Annotated in this window: 14 protein-coding genes, 1 riboswitch and 1 other annotated feature; of the genes, 4 read left to right on the forward strand and 10 right to left on the reverse strand. The window is 34.4% G+C overall.

What is annotated here, in order from left to right:
• Positions 1–106: riboswitch (SAM riboswitch) on the reverse strand.
• Positions 107–208: 102 nt separating this feature from the next.
• The 4 genes from AC2D8K_RS10660 to hutH all read right to left on the reverse strand — a co-directional run bounded on the left by AC2D8K_RS10660 (position 209) and on the right by hutH (position 4,722).
• On the reverse strand, positions 209–538 hold the full coding sequence (locus AC2D8K_RS10660; protein ID WP_002451558.1) for an AzlD domain-containing protein: 330 nt from the start codon (positions 536–538) through the stop codon (positions 209–211).
• Positions 535–1,227 (reverse strand): AzlC family ABC transporter permease, encoded by a 693-nt coding sequence (locus AC2D8K_RS10665; protein WP_002451557.1) that lies wholly within the window; start codon positions 1,225–1,227, stop codon positions 535–537. The genes AC2D8K_RS10660 and AC2D8K_RS10665 overlap by 4 nt, the downstream gene beginning before the upstream one ends.
• Positions 1,228–1,554: 327 nt before the next feature.
• Positions 1,555–2,841 (reverse strand): serine--tRNA ligase, encoded by a 1,287-nt coding sequence (gene serS, locus AC2D8K_RS10670; protein ID WP_002451556.1) that lies wholly within the window; start codon positions 2,839–2,841, stop codon positions 1,555–1,557.
• Between the two features lie 83 nt (positions 2,842–2,924).
• Positions 2,925–3,139 (reverse strand) — a binding site (T-box leader).
• 83 nt (positions 3,140–3,222) lie between these two features.
• On the reverse strand, positions 3,223–4,722 hold the full coding sequence (gene hutH / locus AC2D8K_RS10675; RefSeq protein WP_484698684.1) for a histidine ammonia-lyase: 1,500 nt from the start codon (positions 4,720–4,722) through the stop codon (positions 3,223–3,225).
• A 333-nt stretch (positions 4,723–5,055) separates the two neighbouring features.
• Here hutH and AC2D8K_RS10680 point away from each other — a divergent pair, with 333 nt between their 5' ends.
• Positions 5,056–5,868, forward strand: a complete 813-nt coding sequence (locus AC2D8K_RS10680; protein ID WP_002451554.1) for an NAD(P)H-hydrate dehydratase — start codon at positions 5,056–5,058, stop codon at positions 5,866–5,868.
• A gap of 112 nt (positions 5,869–5,980) precedes the next feature.
• Here the strand turns inward: AC2D8K_RS10680 and gyrA are convergent, their stop codons facing one another.
• From gyrA to dnaA, 6 genes are all read right to left on the reverse strand, one after another.
• Positions 5,981–8,659 (reverse strand): DNA gyrase subunit A, encoded by a 2,679-nt coding sequence (gene gyrA, locus AC2D8K_RS10685; protein ID WP_002451553.1) that lies wholly within the window; start codon positions 8,657–8,659, stop codon positions 5,981–5,983.
• A gap of 36 nt (positions 8,660–8,695) precedes the next feature.
• Positions 8,696–10,630, reverse strand: a complete 1,935-nt coding sequence (gene gyrB / locus AC2D8K_RS10690) for a DNA topoisomerase (ATP-hydrolyzing) subunit B (RefSeq protein ID WP_037552329.1) — start codon at positions 10,628–10,630, stop codon at positions 8,696–8,698.
• Positions 10,631–10,639: 9 nt separating this feature from the next.
• Positions 10,640–11,755 carry a DNA replication/repair protein RecF gene (recF, locus tag AC2D8K_RS10695; RefSeq protein WP_484698685.1) on the reverse strand — a complete coding sequence of 372 codons (1,116 nt, stop codon included), beginning with the start codon at positions 11,753–11,755 and terminating at the stop codon, positions 10,640–10,642.
• The gene (gene yaaA, locus AC2D8K_RS10700) at positions 11,752–11,997 is read right to left on the reverse strand and encodes a S4 domain-containing protein YaaA (protein WP_015364547.1); all 246 of its coding nucleotides are present in this window, start codon (positions 11,995–11,997) and stop codon (positions 11,752–11,754) included. Before yaaA ends, recF begins: the two co-directional genes overlap by 4 nt.
• A 330-nt stretch (positions 11,998–12,327) precedes the next feature.
• Positions 12,328–13,461 (reverse strand): DNA polymerase III subunit beta, encoded by a 1,134-nt coding sequence (gene dnaN, locus AC2D8K_RS10705; protein ID WP_002451549.1) that lies wholly within the window; start codon positions 13,459–13,461, stop codon positions 12,328–12,330.
• A 321-nt stretch (positions 13,462–13,782) separates the two neighbouring features.
• Positions 13,783–15,147 carry a chromosomal replication initiator protein DnaA gene (dnaA, locus tag AC2D8K_RS10710; RefSeq protein WP_002451548.1) on the reverse strand — a complete coding sequence of 455 codons (1,365 nt, stop codon included), beginning with the start codon at positions 15,145–15,147 and terminating at the stop codon, positions 13,783–13,785.
• A gap of 730 nt (positions 15,148–15,877) precedes the next feature.
• On the opposite strand from dnaA, the gene rpmH reads away from it, so the two are divergent.
• The 3 genes from rpmH (at position 15,878) to mnmE (ending at position 18,118) form a co-directional block, all read left to right on the forward strand.
• Complete coding sequence (gene rpmH, locus AC2D8K_RS10715; RefSeq protein ID WP_000240855.1) at positions 15,878–16,015, forward strand: 50S ribosomal protein L34; 138 nt, start codon at positions 15,878–15,880, stop codon at positions 16,013–16,015.
• Positions 16,016–16,237: 222 nt separating this feature from the next.
• Positions 16,238–16,585: a ribonuclease P protein component gene (gene rnpA, locus AC2D8K_RS10720; protein WP_002451547.1), complete on the forward strand. Its 348-nt coding sequence runs from the start codon at positions 16,238–16,240 to the stop codon at positions 16,583–16,585.
• 153 nt (positions 16,586–16,738) lie between these two features.
• Complete coding sequence (mnmE, locus tag AC2D8K_RS10725; protein ID WP_002451546.1) at positions 16,739–18,118, forward strand: tRNA uridine-5-carboxymethylaminomethyl(34) synthesis GTPase MnmE; 1,380 nt, start codon at positions 16,739–16,741, stop codon at positions 18,116–18,118.
• Positions 18,119–18,126 lie beyond the last annotated feature (8 nt).

Consider the following 18,126-nt stretch of genomic DNA (forward strand, 5'->3'; position numbering starts at 1 on the left):
TACTTATCATTCGAGTGCTCGTTGGTTTTAGCACCGTACTCGTATTCTTTGTAGCCGGTTGCTGAAGCGTCTATGGGCCAAGTCCCTCAACTTCTCTGAATAAGATTTTATGATTAAGTTTTGAATAAATACATTAATTATCTAAATTTTCTAACTACTTGAATTTTAACTAACTCCATCACGAAATTCAATATGTAGACCTTGATTTCTATAGAAAGAATCTCAACAGAGCGATAAATGCAATACCACCTAAAATCGTCCAGGTTAGACTTCTCGTATAGATGGCTAATAATATAGTTGGTATTAATGCAATAATGAATGGCACATTGAGTGTATAGCCTACACTACCCTCATGTTGTTGAATCAAACCGTCCAAGACGAGCGCTGTAAAAAGTGTAATTGGAATAAAGGATAACCATCGAATCAAAACGTCAGGTAAATTCACTCGTGAAATCATCATAAATGGAATCACTCTAACTAAAATCGTAACAATACCACATAGAATAATAATGATTAACATATGTTGATCTGTCATCATCTGTCCATCACCACCCCTAATGTAGAAGCGACAACCGCAGATATAATAATCGCTACATATGAAGGCATAACAAAGCTTAACGTTAACATCATCACAATGACACATAGAATAAGCACAAGATAGATGTTGATCTTAGACTTTTTAACAGATTCAAATTGAGCAATACCTAAAAATACAAACATAGCCGTAATCGCAAAATCTAATCCTAACATCTCTGGATTCGAAATATATTTGCCGAATATAGCACCAACTACACAAGAAAAGGTCCAAAACAAATATGCTGTAATGTTTAAACCATGCAACCAACGATCGTTAATTGGCTCACCTTTTAAATAAGGTGTGATGGCTACACCAAATGTTTCATCGGTCACTAAAGAACCAAGTCCAATTCGATTCCATAAACTATAAGACTTAAAATTAGGTGCTAACGTCATACTTAATAAAAACATACGTGAATTAACAATAAACGTTGTCAACACTATCGCTGTTATCGGTGTTCCAGCTATGACTAACGCACATATAATAAATTGCGCCGCACCAGCATAAATAATTAAACAAAGTAATATAATTTCTAATAAACTAAACTTTTGAGATGCAGCAACAATACCGAATGAAATACCAACACCTGCATATCCTAATAATGTTGGAATACATTCTTTAACACCTTGTCTAAATGTGAGATGGGTCATCTTGCCTCCCCTTTCTAGTACCAAATGCATTTACGTTTAAATAATAAACTCAAGTCTAATATACAATGATGAAAACGGCAATCACTTTAGACGTCGGTATGTGTGACGTAAGACAACCATCGGTTTAAAAACGTCGCAACTAAAGCGTTTATAATATGACAGAATTTTCCGTAAACAATTAGACGTCCCCTCTATTTTTGCATCTAAATTTTACTTAATGACCCTCCCCTACCCTCTTACTTTTGATTATTCGCATAAAAAATACGCGGCAATGATGGCTCTTCATTACCGCGCATTGTATAGCTATTTATTCGCTAACAATCTAAATTATTTAGTTGGCTTTTGAATATGAGTTTTACCACCCATGAATGGTACTAAGGCTTCAGGGATTGTTACTGTACCATCTTCATTTTGGTAGTTCTCAACGATTGCTGCGAATGTACGACCTACAGCTAAACCACTACCGTTTAACGTATGCGCTAATTCAGGTTTAGCTGCATTATCACGTTTGAAACGGATATTGGCACGTCGTGCTTGGAAGTCAGTACAGTTTGAACATGAACTGATTTCTTTGTAGTCGTTATAGCTTGGTAACCATACTTCTAAGTCGTATGTTTTACTAGCACTGAAACCAATGTCTCCAGTACATAAGATAACACGACGATATGGTAATCCTAATTCTTCTAAGATTGCTTCAGCGTTTGTAGTCATTTCTTCTAAAGCATCCCAAGAATCTTCAGGTTTTTCAAAGCGTACCATTTCAACTTTGTCGAATTGGTGTAAACGAATTAAACCTCTTGTATCTCTACCAGCTGAACCCGCTTCACTACGGAAACATGCAGATTGTCCAGTGAATTTTTCAGGTAAGACACCTGGTTGGATGATTTCATCACGATAGAAGTTTGTTAAAGGTACTTCAGCAGTTGGAATTGTATATAGTCCTTCTTTTTCTACTTTAAATAAATCTTCTTCGAATTTAGGTAATTGACCAGTACCATACATTGTATCAGCGTTAACTAATTGAGGTACCATCATTTCAGTGTAACCATGTTGTGTTGTATGTTTCGTAATCATGTAGTTCATTAATGCACGTTCTAATTGTGCACCGTCTCTTGTTAGATAAACGAAACGTGCACCAGAAATTTTAGCGGCACGATCGAAGTCAGCCATTTTAAGATCTTCTACGATATCCCAGTGTGCTTTCGCTTCGAAATCAAATTCACGTGGTGTACCCCATTTTTTTACTTCGATATTTTCTTCATCTGAAGCACCTTGTGGTACATCGTCATTGATAAGGTTTGGAATACGACATAGAATGTCTGTCATTTTATTATCAATTTCATTTAATTGTGTATCATATTCTTTAATGTCATCACCTAATTGACGCATTTCAGCAATAACATCATCAGCATTTTCTTTATTACGTTTTTTCTGAGCGATTTCTTCACTTACTTTATTACGTTTCGCTTTCATCTCTTCTGTCTTGCTTATTAATGTACGACGCTTTTCATCTAATTCTAATACCTCATCGACTACTTTAGGGTCGTCTCCTCTTAATTCAATTTTGCTCTTAACTTTGTCTGGCTCTGTTCTAAAAAGTTTAATATCTAACATGAAACCTTCATCCTTTCCCATAAAAAATATATATTTAGCATGCCAACTATGTATATAAAAGCATACAAAAAGACCACGCCCCGACAAGGGACGTGGTCTACGCGTTGCCACCCTATTTAACAAACAAAGCAAACACTTAATAAAATGTTACTTCATTTGCACTTAACTAAAATAACGGTTATTCGCCGATTGCTCACTAAATGTAGGTAGATTCACATTAAAGTGGATTACTTGTTCTCACTAACCACAAGCTCTCTGAAATCCATCAATAATACTACTTGGCCTACGAACAATGTTTTATTAACTTACTCACAATATAGCAAAGTTTTTTGTAATTTTCAAGTTATTTTAAAATTCAATCATTTTCATTTTATGAATGTCTTAATGATACGCACTATCCTTTAAGTACTGTGCTACGGCTTCTATATCCTTATGGAATTGTCTATCTTGTTTGATAGATGGCACAATGTTTCTAAATTCGTCATATTTGTCTCGTGTTTTAGGTGATAGTTGATTAACCCCTTTTAACTCAACTGCTTGTAACGCAATAATACATTCAATCGCAATAACACGTCGTGCATTTTCAATCATTTGATAACCATGTCTTGAAGCAATTGTACCCATAGATACATGATCTTCTTGGTTAGCTGAAGATGGGATAGAATCTACACTCGCTGGATGTGCTAGTGTTTTATTCTCTGATACTAAACTTGCTGCCGCATATTGCATAATCATCGCGCCACTTTGTAAACCAGGTTCAGGACTTAAGAATGCAGGTAGACCGTTATTCAATTGCGGATTCACTAGTCGTTCCACACGTCGTTCTGAAACATTCGCTAATTCACTGACACCTAACTTCAAATGATCAAGCGCAAAGGCGATAGGTTGTCCATGGAAGTTACCACCAGATATAACTGTTGTTTCACCGTCTTCATCAAAGATAAGTGGATTATCATTTGAAGCATTCATTTCAAACTCTAACTTTTCTTTTACGTAGTTAAACACTTGATAACTAGCGCCATGAATTTGTGGAATACAACGTAAAGAATACGCATCTTGAACACGAATCTCAGCTTGTCTTGTTGTTAACTTTGAATCTTCTAACCAATCACGCATACGTGCTGCGACATCTACTTGTTCTTGACTGTTTCTAAATGCATGCACTCTATGATCATATGCATCAACAATACCATTTAACGCTTGATGCGTGAGCGCCGCAATCCACTCTGCTTGGTAACCTAGGTCTTCCGCTTCAATATAGTTAATGACCCCTTGAGCAGTCATAGCCTGTGTGCCGTTAATTAATGCTAATCCTTCTTTAGCTTGTAAATGTAATGGTGCTCTTCCTAATTCATTTAAGACATAACGACTATCAACTTCTTCGTTTTTAAAGTAAACAAGCCCTTCACCAATAAGTGCTAAAGCTAAATGAGATAATGGTGCTAAATCCCCTGATGCACCGAGTGAGCCTTGTTGAGGAATCACAGGTATAATACGCTCATTAATGAAATATTTGAGCTGATCGACCAATTCTAACGTTACACCTGAATTTCCTTTTAATAATGTATTAAGACGTAAAATCATCATCACGAGTGATACTTCTTCAGAAAATGGTTCGCCCATCCCACAAGCGTGTGAACGTATTAAATTAACTTGTAAGTCATTATATTGAGTCGAATCAATACGCACATCACTAAATAAACCAAACCCTGTAGTGATCCCATAAATGGTTTCTTTATCATTAATAATTCTTTCTACTACATTTCTACTTTTTTTAACTCTTTCTAATGCTTCCTCAGTGATTTCAATTTTTAAATCTTGGTGTAATAATTGTTTAATATCCTCAATCGTTAAAGCATCTCCATTTAAAAATAAAGTCATAGAAACAGCTCCCCTTTATGTAGAATTAAAACTTCCATTATCAAAAAGTATACGTTTTCATTTTTATATAAACAATACTTTTTACAATTTTTATAATACATTAACAATTTAATTATTTAATACGCTAAAATATTGTCACTGTTATATTAGGTTTCTATATCGTTACATTTCTTAAATTTCTATTGACGAAAGTGTATTACAGGTATAGTATTCATTATTGTATTTAAAAGCACACGCATCGTTGTGACTTATATTCAATATAAAATGAATCATTGAACATAGACCGGTCAGTATAATAGAAATAAATAATCCGGTAAAAGGAGGTTTAGGTAGATGGAAACTTTAGATACTATTAATATTCCTAAAAGAAAAGAAGAGTCTCATAAAGGGGATTACGGTAAAATCCTATTAATTGGAGGATCTGCCAATTTAGGTGGTGCAATCATGTTAGCAGCACGTGCATGTGTATTCAGTGGTAGTGGATTGATTACTGTAGCTACACATCCAACTAATCATGCTGCATTACATTCTCGATGCCCGGAAGCAATGGTTATCGATATTAACGATACAAAGATGCTTACTAAAATGATTGAAATGACAGACAGTATCTTAATTGGTCCAGGACTTGGCGTAGACTTTAAAGGAAATAATGCGATTACTTTCTTATTGCAGAACATCCAACCTCATCAGAATTTAATAGTAGACGGTGATGCTATTACGATTTTTAGTAAACTTAAACCTCAACTACCTTCATGTCGAGTAATTTTTACGCCACATCAAAAAGAGTGGGAACGTTTAAGTGGTACCCCAATTGAAGAACAAACATATGAGCGTAATCGTGAAGCGGTTGATCGTATTGGCGCGACAGTTGTTCTTAAAAAACATGGTACAGAGATTTACTTTAGAAATGAAGATTATAAACTATCTATCGGTAGCCCAGCTATGGCAACTGGTGGTATGGGTGATACTTTAGCAGGTATGATTACTAGCTTCGTAGGTCAATTCGATAGTATTAAAGAAGCGGTGATGAGCGCGACTTATACACATAGTTATATCGGAGAAAAGCTTTCTGAAACGATGTATGTCGTACCTCCATCACGTTTAATCAATGAAATTCCATTCGCAATGAAACAATTAGAAGAATAGCTTATATAGGGAATATGGTCACATTTAACAGTCGCCATATCCCTTTTTATTAGATAAAAAATAAGACTCCCCTGATGATAGGGGAGTCTTATTTTTCACTTTATATTATGGTTTATTCATCTTCATTATTTTCTGAATCGTTTTCGATATCTTCATTTACACGATCCATAAAGTCTTGTCTTACATCGATTCGTTCATCGCCATCTTGAGTGTCTTCTGAACCTTGTTCTTCATCAGTAACTTCAGTTTGAATTGCTTTGCCTGGTGCGCCACCTTCAATAACTTCTTCGCTATTAGACTCACCTTGAGCATTATCACTTTCAATATCTGATTCTGCTTCATCAGCATCATCTTCTTGTTTTACTTTAGCTACTGTTGAAACAAATTGGTCATCACCTAGACGCATAAGTCGAACACCTTGTGCAGAACGACCATTTTGTGAGATGTCATGTACATCTAGACGTATAATCACACCTGCATTCGTTACAACCATTAAGTCTTCTTCACCTGTAACAGTTGTAATACACACGATGTTACCATTACGTTCTGTAATTGTTGCCGTCTTAATACCTTTACCGCCACGATTTGATAATCGGTAATCAGCAACTGGTGTACGTTTACCGTATCCATTTTCAGTAACAACTAATACTTCATCTTCACTATTCGCATGTGCGACGTCTAAACCGACTACTTCATCACCTTCACGTAATGTGATACCTTTCACACCTGCTGCTGTACGGCCAAGTGGACGTAATGCTTTTTCAGAGAATCTAATCAATGAAGCATGTGCAGTACCAATAAGGATATCTTCTTCACCATCGGTTAGTCTAACTGCAATTAACTCATCATCTTCTTTAAAGTTAATCGCAATTTTACCATTCTTATTAATACGAGAGAAGTTACTTAATGATGATCGTTTAACGATACCTTTACGTGTTGCAAATACTAGGTAATCGTCTTCACTTTCAAGGTCTTTAACAGCAATCATTGTACTGATACTTTCATCATTTTCAAGTTCAATCGCATTAACAATTGGGATACCTTTGGATTGACGAGATAATTCTGGTACTTCGTAACCTTTAAGTTTGTATACGCGGCCTTTATTCGTAAAGAATAAGACATTGTCATGAGTACTTAAAGTAACTAATTGACTCACAAAGTCTTCTTCTAATGTATTCATACCTTGTACACCACGACCACCACGGTTTTGTGCACGATATGTAGATACTGGAAGACGTTTAATATAATTGTTATGACTTAATGTAATTACAATTTGTTCTTCTGGGATTAAATCTTCATCTTCTAAATCATCTAATCCGCCAAGTTGAATTTCTGTACGACGTTCGTCACCATAACGTTCTTTAATTTCTGTTAATTCGTCACGAACTAATTGTAGTAATACTTCTTCATCCGCTAAAATCGCTTCTAATTCATCAATATAAGCTAATAATTCGTTATATTCTGATTCAATTTTGTCTCTTTCTAAACCAGTTAAACGTCTTAAACGCATATCTAAGATAGCTTGTGCTTGTCTTTCAGATAATTTGAAGCGTTCTTGTAAGCTTTCCATTGCCACTTTATCTGTTTCAGATTCACGAATGGTACTAATGATTTCATCAATATGATCAAGTGCAATTCTTAAACCTTCTAAGATATGGGCACGGTCTTTTGCTTTTCTTAAATTGTACTCTGTACGTCTACGTACAACCGTTTTTTGATGTTCTAAGTAATGGACTAATGCTTCTTTAAGATTAATCAACTTAGGTCTGCCATTAACTAAGGCAATCATATTTACACCAAATGATGTTTGTAATGGTGTTTGTTTATATAAGTTATTTAAGATAACACTTGCGTTAGCATCCTTACGAATATCAATGACAACTCTTACACCTGTACGTAAACTTGTTTCATCACGTAAGTCAGTAATACCATCAATTTTTTTATCACGTACAAGTTCAGCAATTTTTTCGATCATTCGTGCCTTGTTAACTTGGAATGGAATTTCTGTAACAACAATACGTTGACGTCCGCCACCACGTTCTTCAATTTCAGCACGTGAGCGCATTTGTATAGAACCTCTACCTGTTTCATAAGCACGTCTAATACCACTTTTACCTAAGATAAGACCAGCAGTTGGAAAATCTGGACCTTGAATATCTTCCATTAATTCACTGATTGAGATGTCTGGGTTCTTACTTAAACTAAGTACGCCATCAATCACCTCTGTCAAATTATGAGGTGGTATATTAGTCGCCATACCTACGGCGATACCTGCCGCACCATTAACTAATAAGTTAGGGAAACGTGCAGGTAAGACTGACGGCTCTCTTTCGTTACCATCATAGTTATCAATAAAATCAATTGTATCTTTATTAATATCACGTAGTAATTCTAGCGTAATTTTAGTCATACGTGCTTCGGTATAACGCATGGCAGCTGCGCCATCACCATCCATGGAACCAAAGTTACCTTGTCCATCCACAAGTGGATAACGATAACTGAATTCTTGTGCCATTCTTACCATAGCCTCGTAAATAGATGAGTCACCATGTGGGTGATATTTACCCATAACATCCCCAACGATACGTGCGGATTTTTTATATGGCTTATCTGGAGTCATACCTTGCTCATTTAATCCATACAGTATACGACGATGTACTGGTTTCAATCCATCTCTGACGTCTGGTAATGCACGAGAAACGATAACACTCATTGCATAGTCTAGGAATGATTCGCGCATTTCATTGGTTATATTTCGTTCATTAATTCTTGATTGAGGTAATTCAGCCATCAAGAGATCCTCCTTCAAAAGTTCAGTTCATAGTGCTTAGAAATCTAGGTTGGCATAGACCGCGTTATCTTCAATAAATTGTCTACGGTTTTCAACAACATCACCCATTAACATTTCAAATGTTTGGTCGGCATCAATTGCATCTTCTAATGTTACTTGTAACATTGAACGGTGTTCTGGATTCATCGTTGTTTCCCATAATTGATCGGCATTCATTTCACCAAGACCTTTATAACGGGCAATAGACCATTTAGGTGTTGGATTTAATTCTGCTTTTAATTTATCTAATTCTCTATCGTTGAAGACATAGTATTTTTGTTTACCTTGCGTTAATTTGTATAACGGTGGTTGAGCAATATATACATATCCCGCTTCAATTAGCGGTCTCATGAAACGATAGAAGAATGTTAATAATAATGTTCTAATATGAGCACCATCAACATCGGCATCTGTCATAATTACAATTTTATGATATCGTGCTTTACTAATATCAAATTCTCCACCAATACCAGTACCAAATGCTGTGATCATAGAACGAATTTCATTGTTATTTAAAATACGATCTAGACGTGCTTTTTCAACATTAAGAATCTTACCTCTCAATGGTAAAATCGCCTGTGTGCTTGAGTCACGGCCTGATTTAGTAGACCCACCGGCAGAGTCCCCTTCGACTAAGAAAATTTCACTTTCTTCAGGGTTTTTACTAGAGCAGTCAGCAAGTTTACCAGGTAGACTTGAAATCTCTAATGCTGATTTACGACGTGTCACTTCACGTGCTTTCTTTGCAGCAACACGTGCACGAGATGCCATAATACCTTTTTCAACAATAATTCTACCAACACTAGGGTTTTCATATAAGAAACGTTCAAAGTGTTCAGAGAATAATTTATCTACAACTTGTCGTACTTCAGAGTTTCCTAATTTTGTTTTCGTTTGACCTTCGAATTGAGGATCACCATGTTTGATAGAAATAATAGCTGTTAAACCTTCACGTGTATCTTCACCTGAAAGTCTATCTTTATCTTCTTTGATTATTTTACTGTTCATACCATAACTATTTAACACACGCGTTAACGCACGTTTAAAGCCATCTTCATGCGTACCACCTTCATACGTGTGGATATTGTTGGCATATGTTAATAAATTCGTTGAATAGCCTTTATTATATTGGATCGCAATTTCAACTTCGATATCATCTTTAGATTGGTGAATGTAAATAGGTTCGCCATGGATAGGTTCTTTATTTTCATTCAACATTTCTACATAAGACTTAATCCCACCCTCATAGTGATAAGAATCTTGTCTGATATCATCTTCGTCTCGCTCATCAGTTAAAGTGATTTGAATACCTTTGTTCAAGAATGCTAACTCACGAATACGTTGTTGTAATGTTTCATAGTTGTAAACTGTTGTTTCGGTAAAGATACTGCTATCTGCTTTAAAACGTATTGCTGTACCCGTCTTATCTGTGCTACCAATTTCTTTTAAATCAAATTGAGGTACACCTTTTTTATAGGCTTGGTGATAAATCGTATCGTTACGGTGTACGTATACTTCTAAATCTTCTGATAGGGCGTTAACAACAGATGAACCTACACCATGTAGACCACCTGATACTTTGTATCCGCCGCCACCGAATTTACCTCCGGCGTGAAGTACAGTTAAAATAACCTCAACTGCTGGACGTCCCATTTTTTCTTGAATATCTACTGGGATACCACGACCATTGTCAGTAACTTTAATCCAATTATCTTTTTCAATTGTTACGTTAATTTCGTCAGCATAGCCTGCTAATGCTTCGTCAATACTATTATCAACAATTTCCCATACTAAATGGTGCAAGCCTCTTTCTGAAGTTGAACCGATATACATACCAGGTCGTTTACGGACCGCTTCTAGTCCTTCTAATACTTGTATCTGCCCAGCACCATAATTATCTGTGTTGTTTACATCTGACAATGTATTCACCATCACTTTCTGTTACTTTATAATTTCACCTTGATTTATACGGTATAACTTAGCATTATTCATAATTTCATGATCAATACCGTCTACGGATGTCGTAGTTACAAATGTCTGTACTTTATGTTGAATTGTACTCAATAAGTGCGTTTGACGTGAGTCATCTAATTCACTCAACACATCATCTAGTAATAAAATTGGATATTCTCCAACTTCTATATTCATTAGTTCAATTTCAGCTAACTTAATCGACAATGCGGTTGTTCTCTGTTGACCTTGTGAACCATAAGTTTGCGCATCCATGCCGTTAACGTTAAAACCTAAGTCGTCACGATGTGGTCCAAAGAGACACACACCACGGTCTTTTTCTCTTTGAAGATTGTCATTAAGTAATGTCAGAATCTCTTCTAACATTTCTGATTCTGATTGATCTTGATGACTGAATTTCAAACTTGGTAAATACTTAAGCGCCAATGCTTCACGCTCATTCGTAATGCCTGCATGAATAGGTTGAGCTAATTGTTCTAGTTCTTTAATAAAATGTTCACGACGCAACGTCACCTTTAACGCATATTCAGCAAATTGTTGATTTAAGACTTCCAGCATAGTGGTGTCAGTCTTATTACCAATTTGTAGCTGTTTTAGGTAGTTATTCTTTTGTTTTAAAATATGTTGATATTGAGAAAGGTCGTTCAAATAGACAGCTGATATTTGTCCTAACTCCATGTCTATAAAACGACGGCGTATTAGAGGTGATCCTTTCACGATATTCAAATCTTCCGGCGCAAAAAGAACCACGTTTAGATGTCCGATATATTGTGTTAGCCTACTTTGCTCTAGGTGATTGACCTTCACTTGCTTACCTCTTTTAGTAATGAACATCGTCAGTGGCATTGTGCCATGTCTATAGTTTAGCTCACCTTCTATTTTAGCATACTCAGAATCAAAACGTATGAGTTCCTTATCATTAGAAGTTCTGTGGCTTTTTGCCAAAGCTAAAGTGTAAATTGATTCAAGGAGATTCGTCTTTCCTTGTGCATTCTCACCTATGAGAATATTCACTTCAGGATGACAATCGATTGTAACCTGTTCATAGTTACGATAGTTTTCCAATTGGAGTGTATTTAATTTCATTGTTCACCTTGGTGAATGATTAAAAAAGCACCCGTATCTTCAGGCAATTCAGGTATATCGATACGATCATGATGTTCTAATTTTTTGCCACGTCTAACTTCACGTTGACCATTAATTAAAACCTCGAAATCTTGTAGGAACCATTTCGCTTGGCCACCTGATTCAATAATACCTTCTGTTTTCAGAAATTGACCTAAAGTAATGTCACCTTCTACAACAACTTCTTGAATCAAATTCATCACTCCATTTCTTTTTATGTCATTAATATATTATACCTGTTTTGCGCTCAAATTTCATGTAAAAAAAAGAATGTAAACGTTTACTTATAGTGATAATTTCTCTATTTTAAATTTCAATGCTATTTTACTTACGTTTTTGGAGTTGTATTAACGTCATTTTAATTTTAAAGGGCATATTAGCTTATTTTTCTATAAAACGATAAATTCCTCCTAAAAATAATTTCTTACGCTTAAACAAAGGCTCACACACTTTAAAATGAACTTTAAATAAAAAATAGCTGAGACATTTTATCTTGTCTCAGCTATTATTCGTTTTCGCTTTTTAAGTCATGATTAGTACGTACGGATTGGCAAGATTAATTGAGTAACTGAATCATCGTCTTTAGGTTTTAAAATGAACGGTTTCATCGTACCAAAGAATTCGACTTCGACTTCGTCATTATCAATCGCTTTTAATGCATCCATCATATATTTTGAGTTGAATGAAATTTTAAGATTGCCGCCTTCTACATCAGTTGCTGTTACTTCTTCTTTTACAGTACCAATCTCTGGAGATGTTGATGATAGTTCAACAACTTCATTACCAGTGCTTAATTTGATGACATTATTACCGCCTTCTCTAGCCAATAATGATGCACGATCAATCGCATGGTAAAACTCACCATTGTTAATTCCTAATTTGATTTCATAATTCTCAGGGAATAAACGCGTTGTATCTGGATAATGACCTTCTAATAAACGAGAAATGAAATTAACATGACCTACTCTAAATAATACTTGGTTAGATGCGAAGAAAATATCAATATCTTCATCACTATCGCTCATAATTTTATTTAATTCAGATAAAGCTTTACCAGGAATGATGACATTTTTATTTTCAGATGTATCTTCTAATTTTAACTTTCTTACAGCCAAGCGGTGTGAGTCAGTTGCTGTGCATATTAATTCATTATCTTGTATAAGCCAATTCACACCAGTTAATACTGGGCGTGTTTCTGAGGTGGACACTGCAAAATTAGTTTGTGCAATGATGTTTTTTAATACTTTTACAGATAATTGAATAGCGTCATCTCTTGATACTTCTGGTAATAGTGGATATTGATCTGGATCTAAACCACTTAAGTTGAATTCAGAATGACCAGATGTAATGAGTGTTTGGAATTGCTCATTAGTAGATAATTTAACATCTTTACCTGGCAATTTTTTAATAATATCAACGAAGAAACGACCAGGAAGTACAACTGATCCTGTTTCTGAGATATCAACAATATCTTCACCATCTATTTGTTTTGGTATTGAGATTTCAATTGAGATTTCAGAATCTGATCCAGTTAAAATGACTTCATTTTCTTTAGCGTCAATTTTAATACCAGTAAGAATTGGTAAAGTTGTTCTAGGTGAAATAGCTTTTAATGTATCGTTTAGTTGATTAATAAAATAATCTCTTTTAATAGTGAATTCCATCATTAAAATTTAAACTCCTTCCAGTCGTTTATATATAATTATATAGGTTTTAAATTCATAGTAATAGTAGTAGGGCCTGTGAATTAGTGGATAAGTGACAATAAGTCTGGCATATAAAAGTTATGCACATGTGGATAAAGTGTGTATACTGTGTACACCTTTTCAACATTGTCCACAATCCACAACTTGATTATCTTTTCTAGAATAATAAAACGACAACAAAATGACATGCGCTTTTCGATGTAATTATTCCCTTTTATAATCAAATTTAATCTTCAATTCGAACTGTACTATAACAGCTTAATTTTTAAAATTATTTCCCAACTATTGGTTTCTGATTTCTTTTTCTAAATTTTCCACTTCTTGTTTAAAAGTAGGATCTGCTTTAATATCATTTACAATTTTTTCGTGAGCATGAATGACGGTTGTATGATCACGTCCACCAAACTCTTCACCAATTTTAGGTAATGAAAAATCTGTAAGTTCACGTGAAAGATACATCGCTATTTGTCGTGGATAGGCAATAGATTTTGTACGCTTTTTGGCACTAAAGTCCTCTATGCGAACATTGTAGTATTGTCCAACCACTTTTTGTATATCTTGAATAGTAATCTTTTTAGATTTAGGTGCTTGTATAATATCTTTTAAAGCTTCCGCAGCTAATTCAGTCGTGATAGGTTTACCTTGTAATTGTGAATAAGCCAGTAAACGTGTTAATGCACCTTCAAGTTCACGAATATTGGATTGAATTTGATTTGCAATGTAGTTTAATGATTCCATTGGTATATCTAAATTCTCTTCTTCAATCTTTTTCTGTAAAATAGCCATTCTTGTTTCATAATCTGGTGGTGTAATATCCACGATTAAGCCCCATTCAAAGCGAGAACGGAGTCGATCTGACAATTTAGAGATCTCTTTTGGTGGACGGTCACTAGAAATAACAATTTGTTTATTATTGTTATGCAGTTCATTAAAAGTATGGAAGAATTCTTCTTGTGTTTGTTCCTTATTTTGAATGAACTGTATATCATCGATTAGTAAAACGTCGATATTACGGTATTTCTCTCTAAAAGCATCACCTTGGTTATCACGAATTGACTTAATAAATTCGTTTGTAAACTTTTCACTAGATGTATAAATCACATTAGCATTAGGATTATTATCCAAAACATGATGTCCAATGGCATGCATTAGATGGGTTTTTCCTAATCCAACTCCACCATAAATAAATAATGGATTGTATGCTTCGGCTGGTGCTTCTGCTACTGCTAAACTCGCAGCATGTGGAAAACGGTTGCCTGGTCCGATTACAAATGTGTCAAATGTATTGTGTGTATTAAATTGTTCAATACCACCTGGATTATCGACATTCTGATGTTGATGCGTTTCTGGAGTTGCAGGTTCTTCAGGTTGTTTTTGATCGGTCTTCATATATTTTGACAGTTCTTCTTCAGTTATAAAACGAGGTTTGACTTCATAACCAATCACTTCATATATGATGCTTTGCATAATCTCAATATATTTTTGATTGAGCCAATTCGCATTGAAAGATTCACTGACTAATACGATGGCTTTATCATTTTGGAGTGAATAGAGTTGCGTATCTTTTACGAAAGTATCAAAACTAATTTTTGAAATTCGTTCTTTGGCGAGGTCTAATACTTTTTCCCAAATTTCTTTTTCAGACATAAATAACTCCATCTTTCTCAAATTTTTTTAGTTATACACAAAAATAACACCCGTGGATAAAAATAATCACAGCATGTTAATAATTATCCACAAGTTAATCACAGACAGTGGATAACTTAAAGCACACTATGATTTATGCACAGCCAATTTGTATATAAATCTAATAAATAAATCCTTATAAAATCAATGATTAAACGACTTATCCACACAATTATACTTTTTCAGTAATATAGATGTCAAATGACTGTGAATATGTTCGTAAAAGATGTGAAAACTTGTGAATATCAACGTAATTGTCCACAAATTAAATAAGATTCTTTGTTGATAAGTGGATAACTTCGCACAATATTCATAATCGTTTAAAAACGGGGAGTATAACAGTTTGGGAAATAATTTATAAAGCTGTATGAAAAATGAATATATAATATAACGATAGGTAAAATGGGGATGGTTGGTTTGATAGTAATATGGAAGAATCAATTTAAAATGAGCTTGCTTTATAAGTAGTAATTTGTTATATTGTAGTAGTTGCTTGAAATATGATTAGATAATAAGTATATTAAACCAAGAATTTCTTATAGCAGTCAGTTAATAAGAGGAATCTCTTATGTATAAGTTTGTTGCTATTATATTAATAGTTACACACTTTAACAATTATCTATCTATAAATTTAACAGGGCTTTGATCCTGGAGATGTTAGATAACTTAATAAAGATGGAGGTGTTTTTACATGGTAAAACGTACTTATCAACCAAATAAACGTAAACATAGTAAAGTTCATGGTTTCAGAAAACGCATGAGCACTAAAAATGGCCGTAAAGTCTTAGCGCGCCGTCGTCGTAAAGGCCGTAAAGTTTTATCTGCATAAGATCACTGACTCATCAGTGGTCTTTTTTTTCGTTTTGAATACAGTAATTTTATTCAAACATTAACGATCAAACGTATTGTTGATTGGGTTAATTGATAGATGATAGATAAGAACTTTTGACTGAAATCAGCGTTTTCAATATAAATGCTGGTTTATTTTTGGTTAAAATTTAGATGGTTTATAATACTAAGGTAAGAGAATTTGATAAGCGAGTGATGTTTGGTGGAAAAAGCGTACCGTATAAAAAAGAATGCAGATTTTCAAAAAATATATAAAAGAGGAAAGTCTGTCGCAAATAGACAATTCGTAGTATATACCTATGATAATAAAGAACAAGAACATTTTCGCTTAGGGATTAGCGTTTCGAAAAAATTAGGTAACGCTGTTACTAGAAATAAAATTAAAAGAGCGATAAGAGAAAACTTTAAAGTGCATAAACAAGATATTATAACGAAAGATATTATCGTTATTGCAAGACAACCAGCTAAATCTATGTCCACTTTAGAAATTCAAGGTAGTTTAGAGCATGTACTTAAAATAGCTAAAGTATTTAATAAGAAAATTCAATAGGGTAGGGGAGATAGATTTTATACTAACGTAAGTCTAACCTCAGACAACCCGAAGTCTAACCCGAACATTCCGAACAATATAATAGATTTTTGAAATGAAACAATTTACAATATAGTATTGAAAAATTACTTGAATAAGGAGGCCAGCCTAACAATGGACTTTGATACAATTACTAGTATTTCAACGCCAATGGGCGAAGGTGCGATTGGTATTGTGAGACTTTCTGGTCCACAAGCAGTTGAAATTGGAGATAAACTATATAAAGGTAAGAAACCATTAGCAGAAGTTGATTCACATACAATAAATTACGGTCATATTATTGACCCAGAAACAAGTGAGACAGTTGAAGAGGTCATGATTTCCGTCTTAAGAGCACCTAAAACATTTACTAGAGAAGATATCATTGAAATCAATTGTCATGGCGGTATTTTAACTATTAATCGTATTTTGGAATTAACAATGACGCATGGCGCTCGAATGGCTGAACCAGGTGAATATACAAAACGTGCATTCTTAAATGGAAGAATTGATTTATCTCAAGCAGAAGCAGTGATGGACTTTATTCGTTCTAAAACAGATCGTGCTTCAAAAGTTGCAATGAATCAAATAGAGGGACGTTTAAGTGATTTAATAAAACGTCAACGTCAGTCAATATTAGAGATACTTGCTCAGGTTGAGGTAAATATCGATTATCCAGAGTATGACGATGTAGAGGATGCGACGACAGAGTTCTTATTACAACAATCTAAAAATATTAAACAAGAAATTAATCAACTATTAGAAACAGGTGCACAGGGTAAAATAATGAGAGAAGGTCTCTCCACTGTTATTGTAGGCCGACCAAACGTAGGTAAGTCTTCAATGCTAAATAACCTTATTCAAGATAATAAAGCGATTGTGACGGAAGTAGCTGGTACTACAAGAGATGTATTAGAAGAATATGTTAATGTCAGAGGTGTACCACTTCGTTTAGTAGATACAGCAGGTATTCGAGATACTGAAGACATAGTAGAGAAAATTGGTGTCGAACGTTCACGTAAAGCACTAAGTCAAGCTGACTTAATCTTATTTGTATTGAATAATAATGAAGCACTAACGGAAGATGACCAAACGTTATATGATGTTGTTAAAAATGAAGATGTTATTGTAATTATCAATAAAACAGATTTAGAAACACATCTAGATATTAATGAAGTCAAAGCAATGATTGGTGACACACCATTAATCCAAACTTCTATGCTAAAACAAGAAGGTATTGATGAATTAGAAATACAAATCAGAGACTTATTCTTTGGTGGAGATGTTCAAAATCAAGACATGACATACGTATCTAACTCACGCCATATTTCATTACTTAAACAAGCAAGACAATCAATCCAAGATGCGATTGATGCAGCTGAATCAGGTATACCGATGGATATGGTACAAATCGATTTAACACGCACTTGGGAGATTTTAGGTGAAATTATTGGCGAATCTGCAAGTGATGAATTAATTGATCAGTTATTTAGTCAATTCTGTTTAGGTAAATAGCGAATATA

This window comes from Staphylococcus sp. 510 (assembly GCF_057219715.1).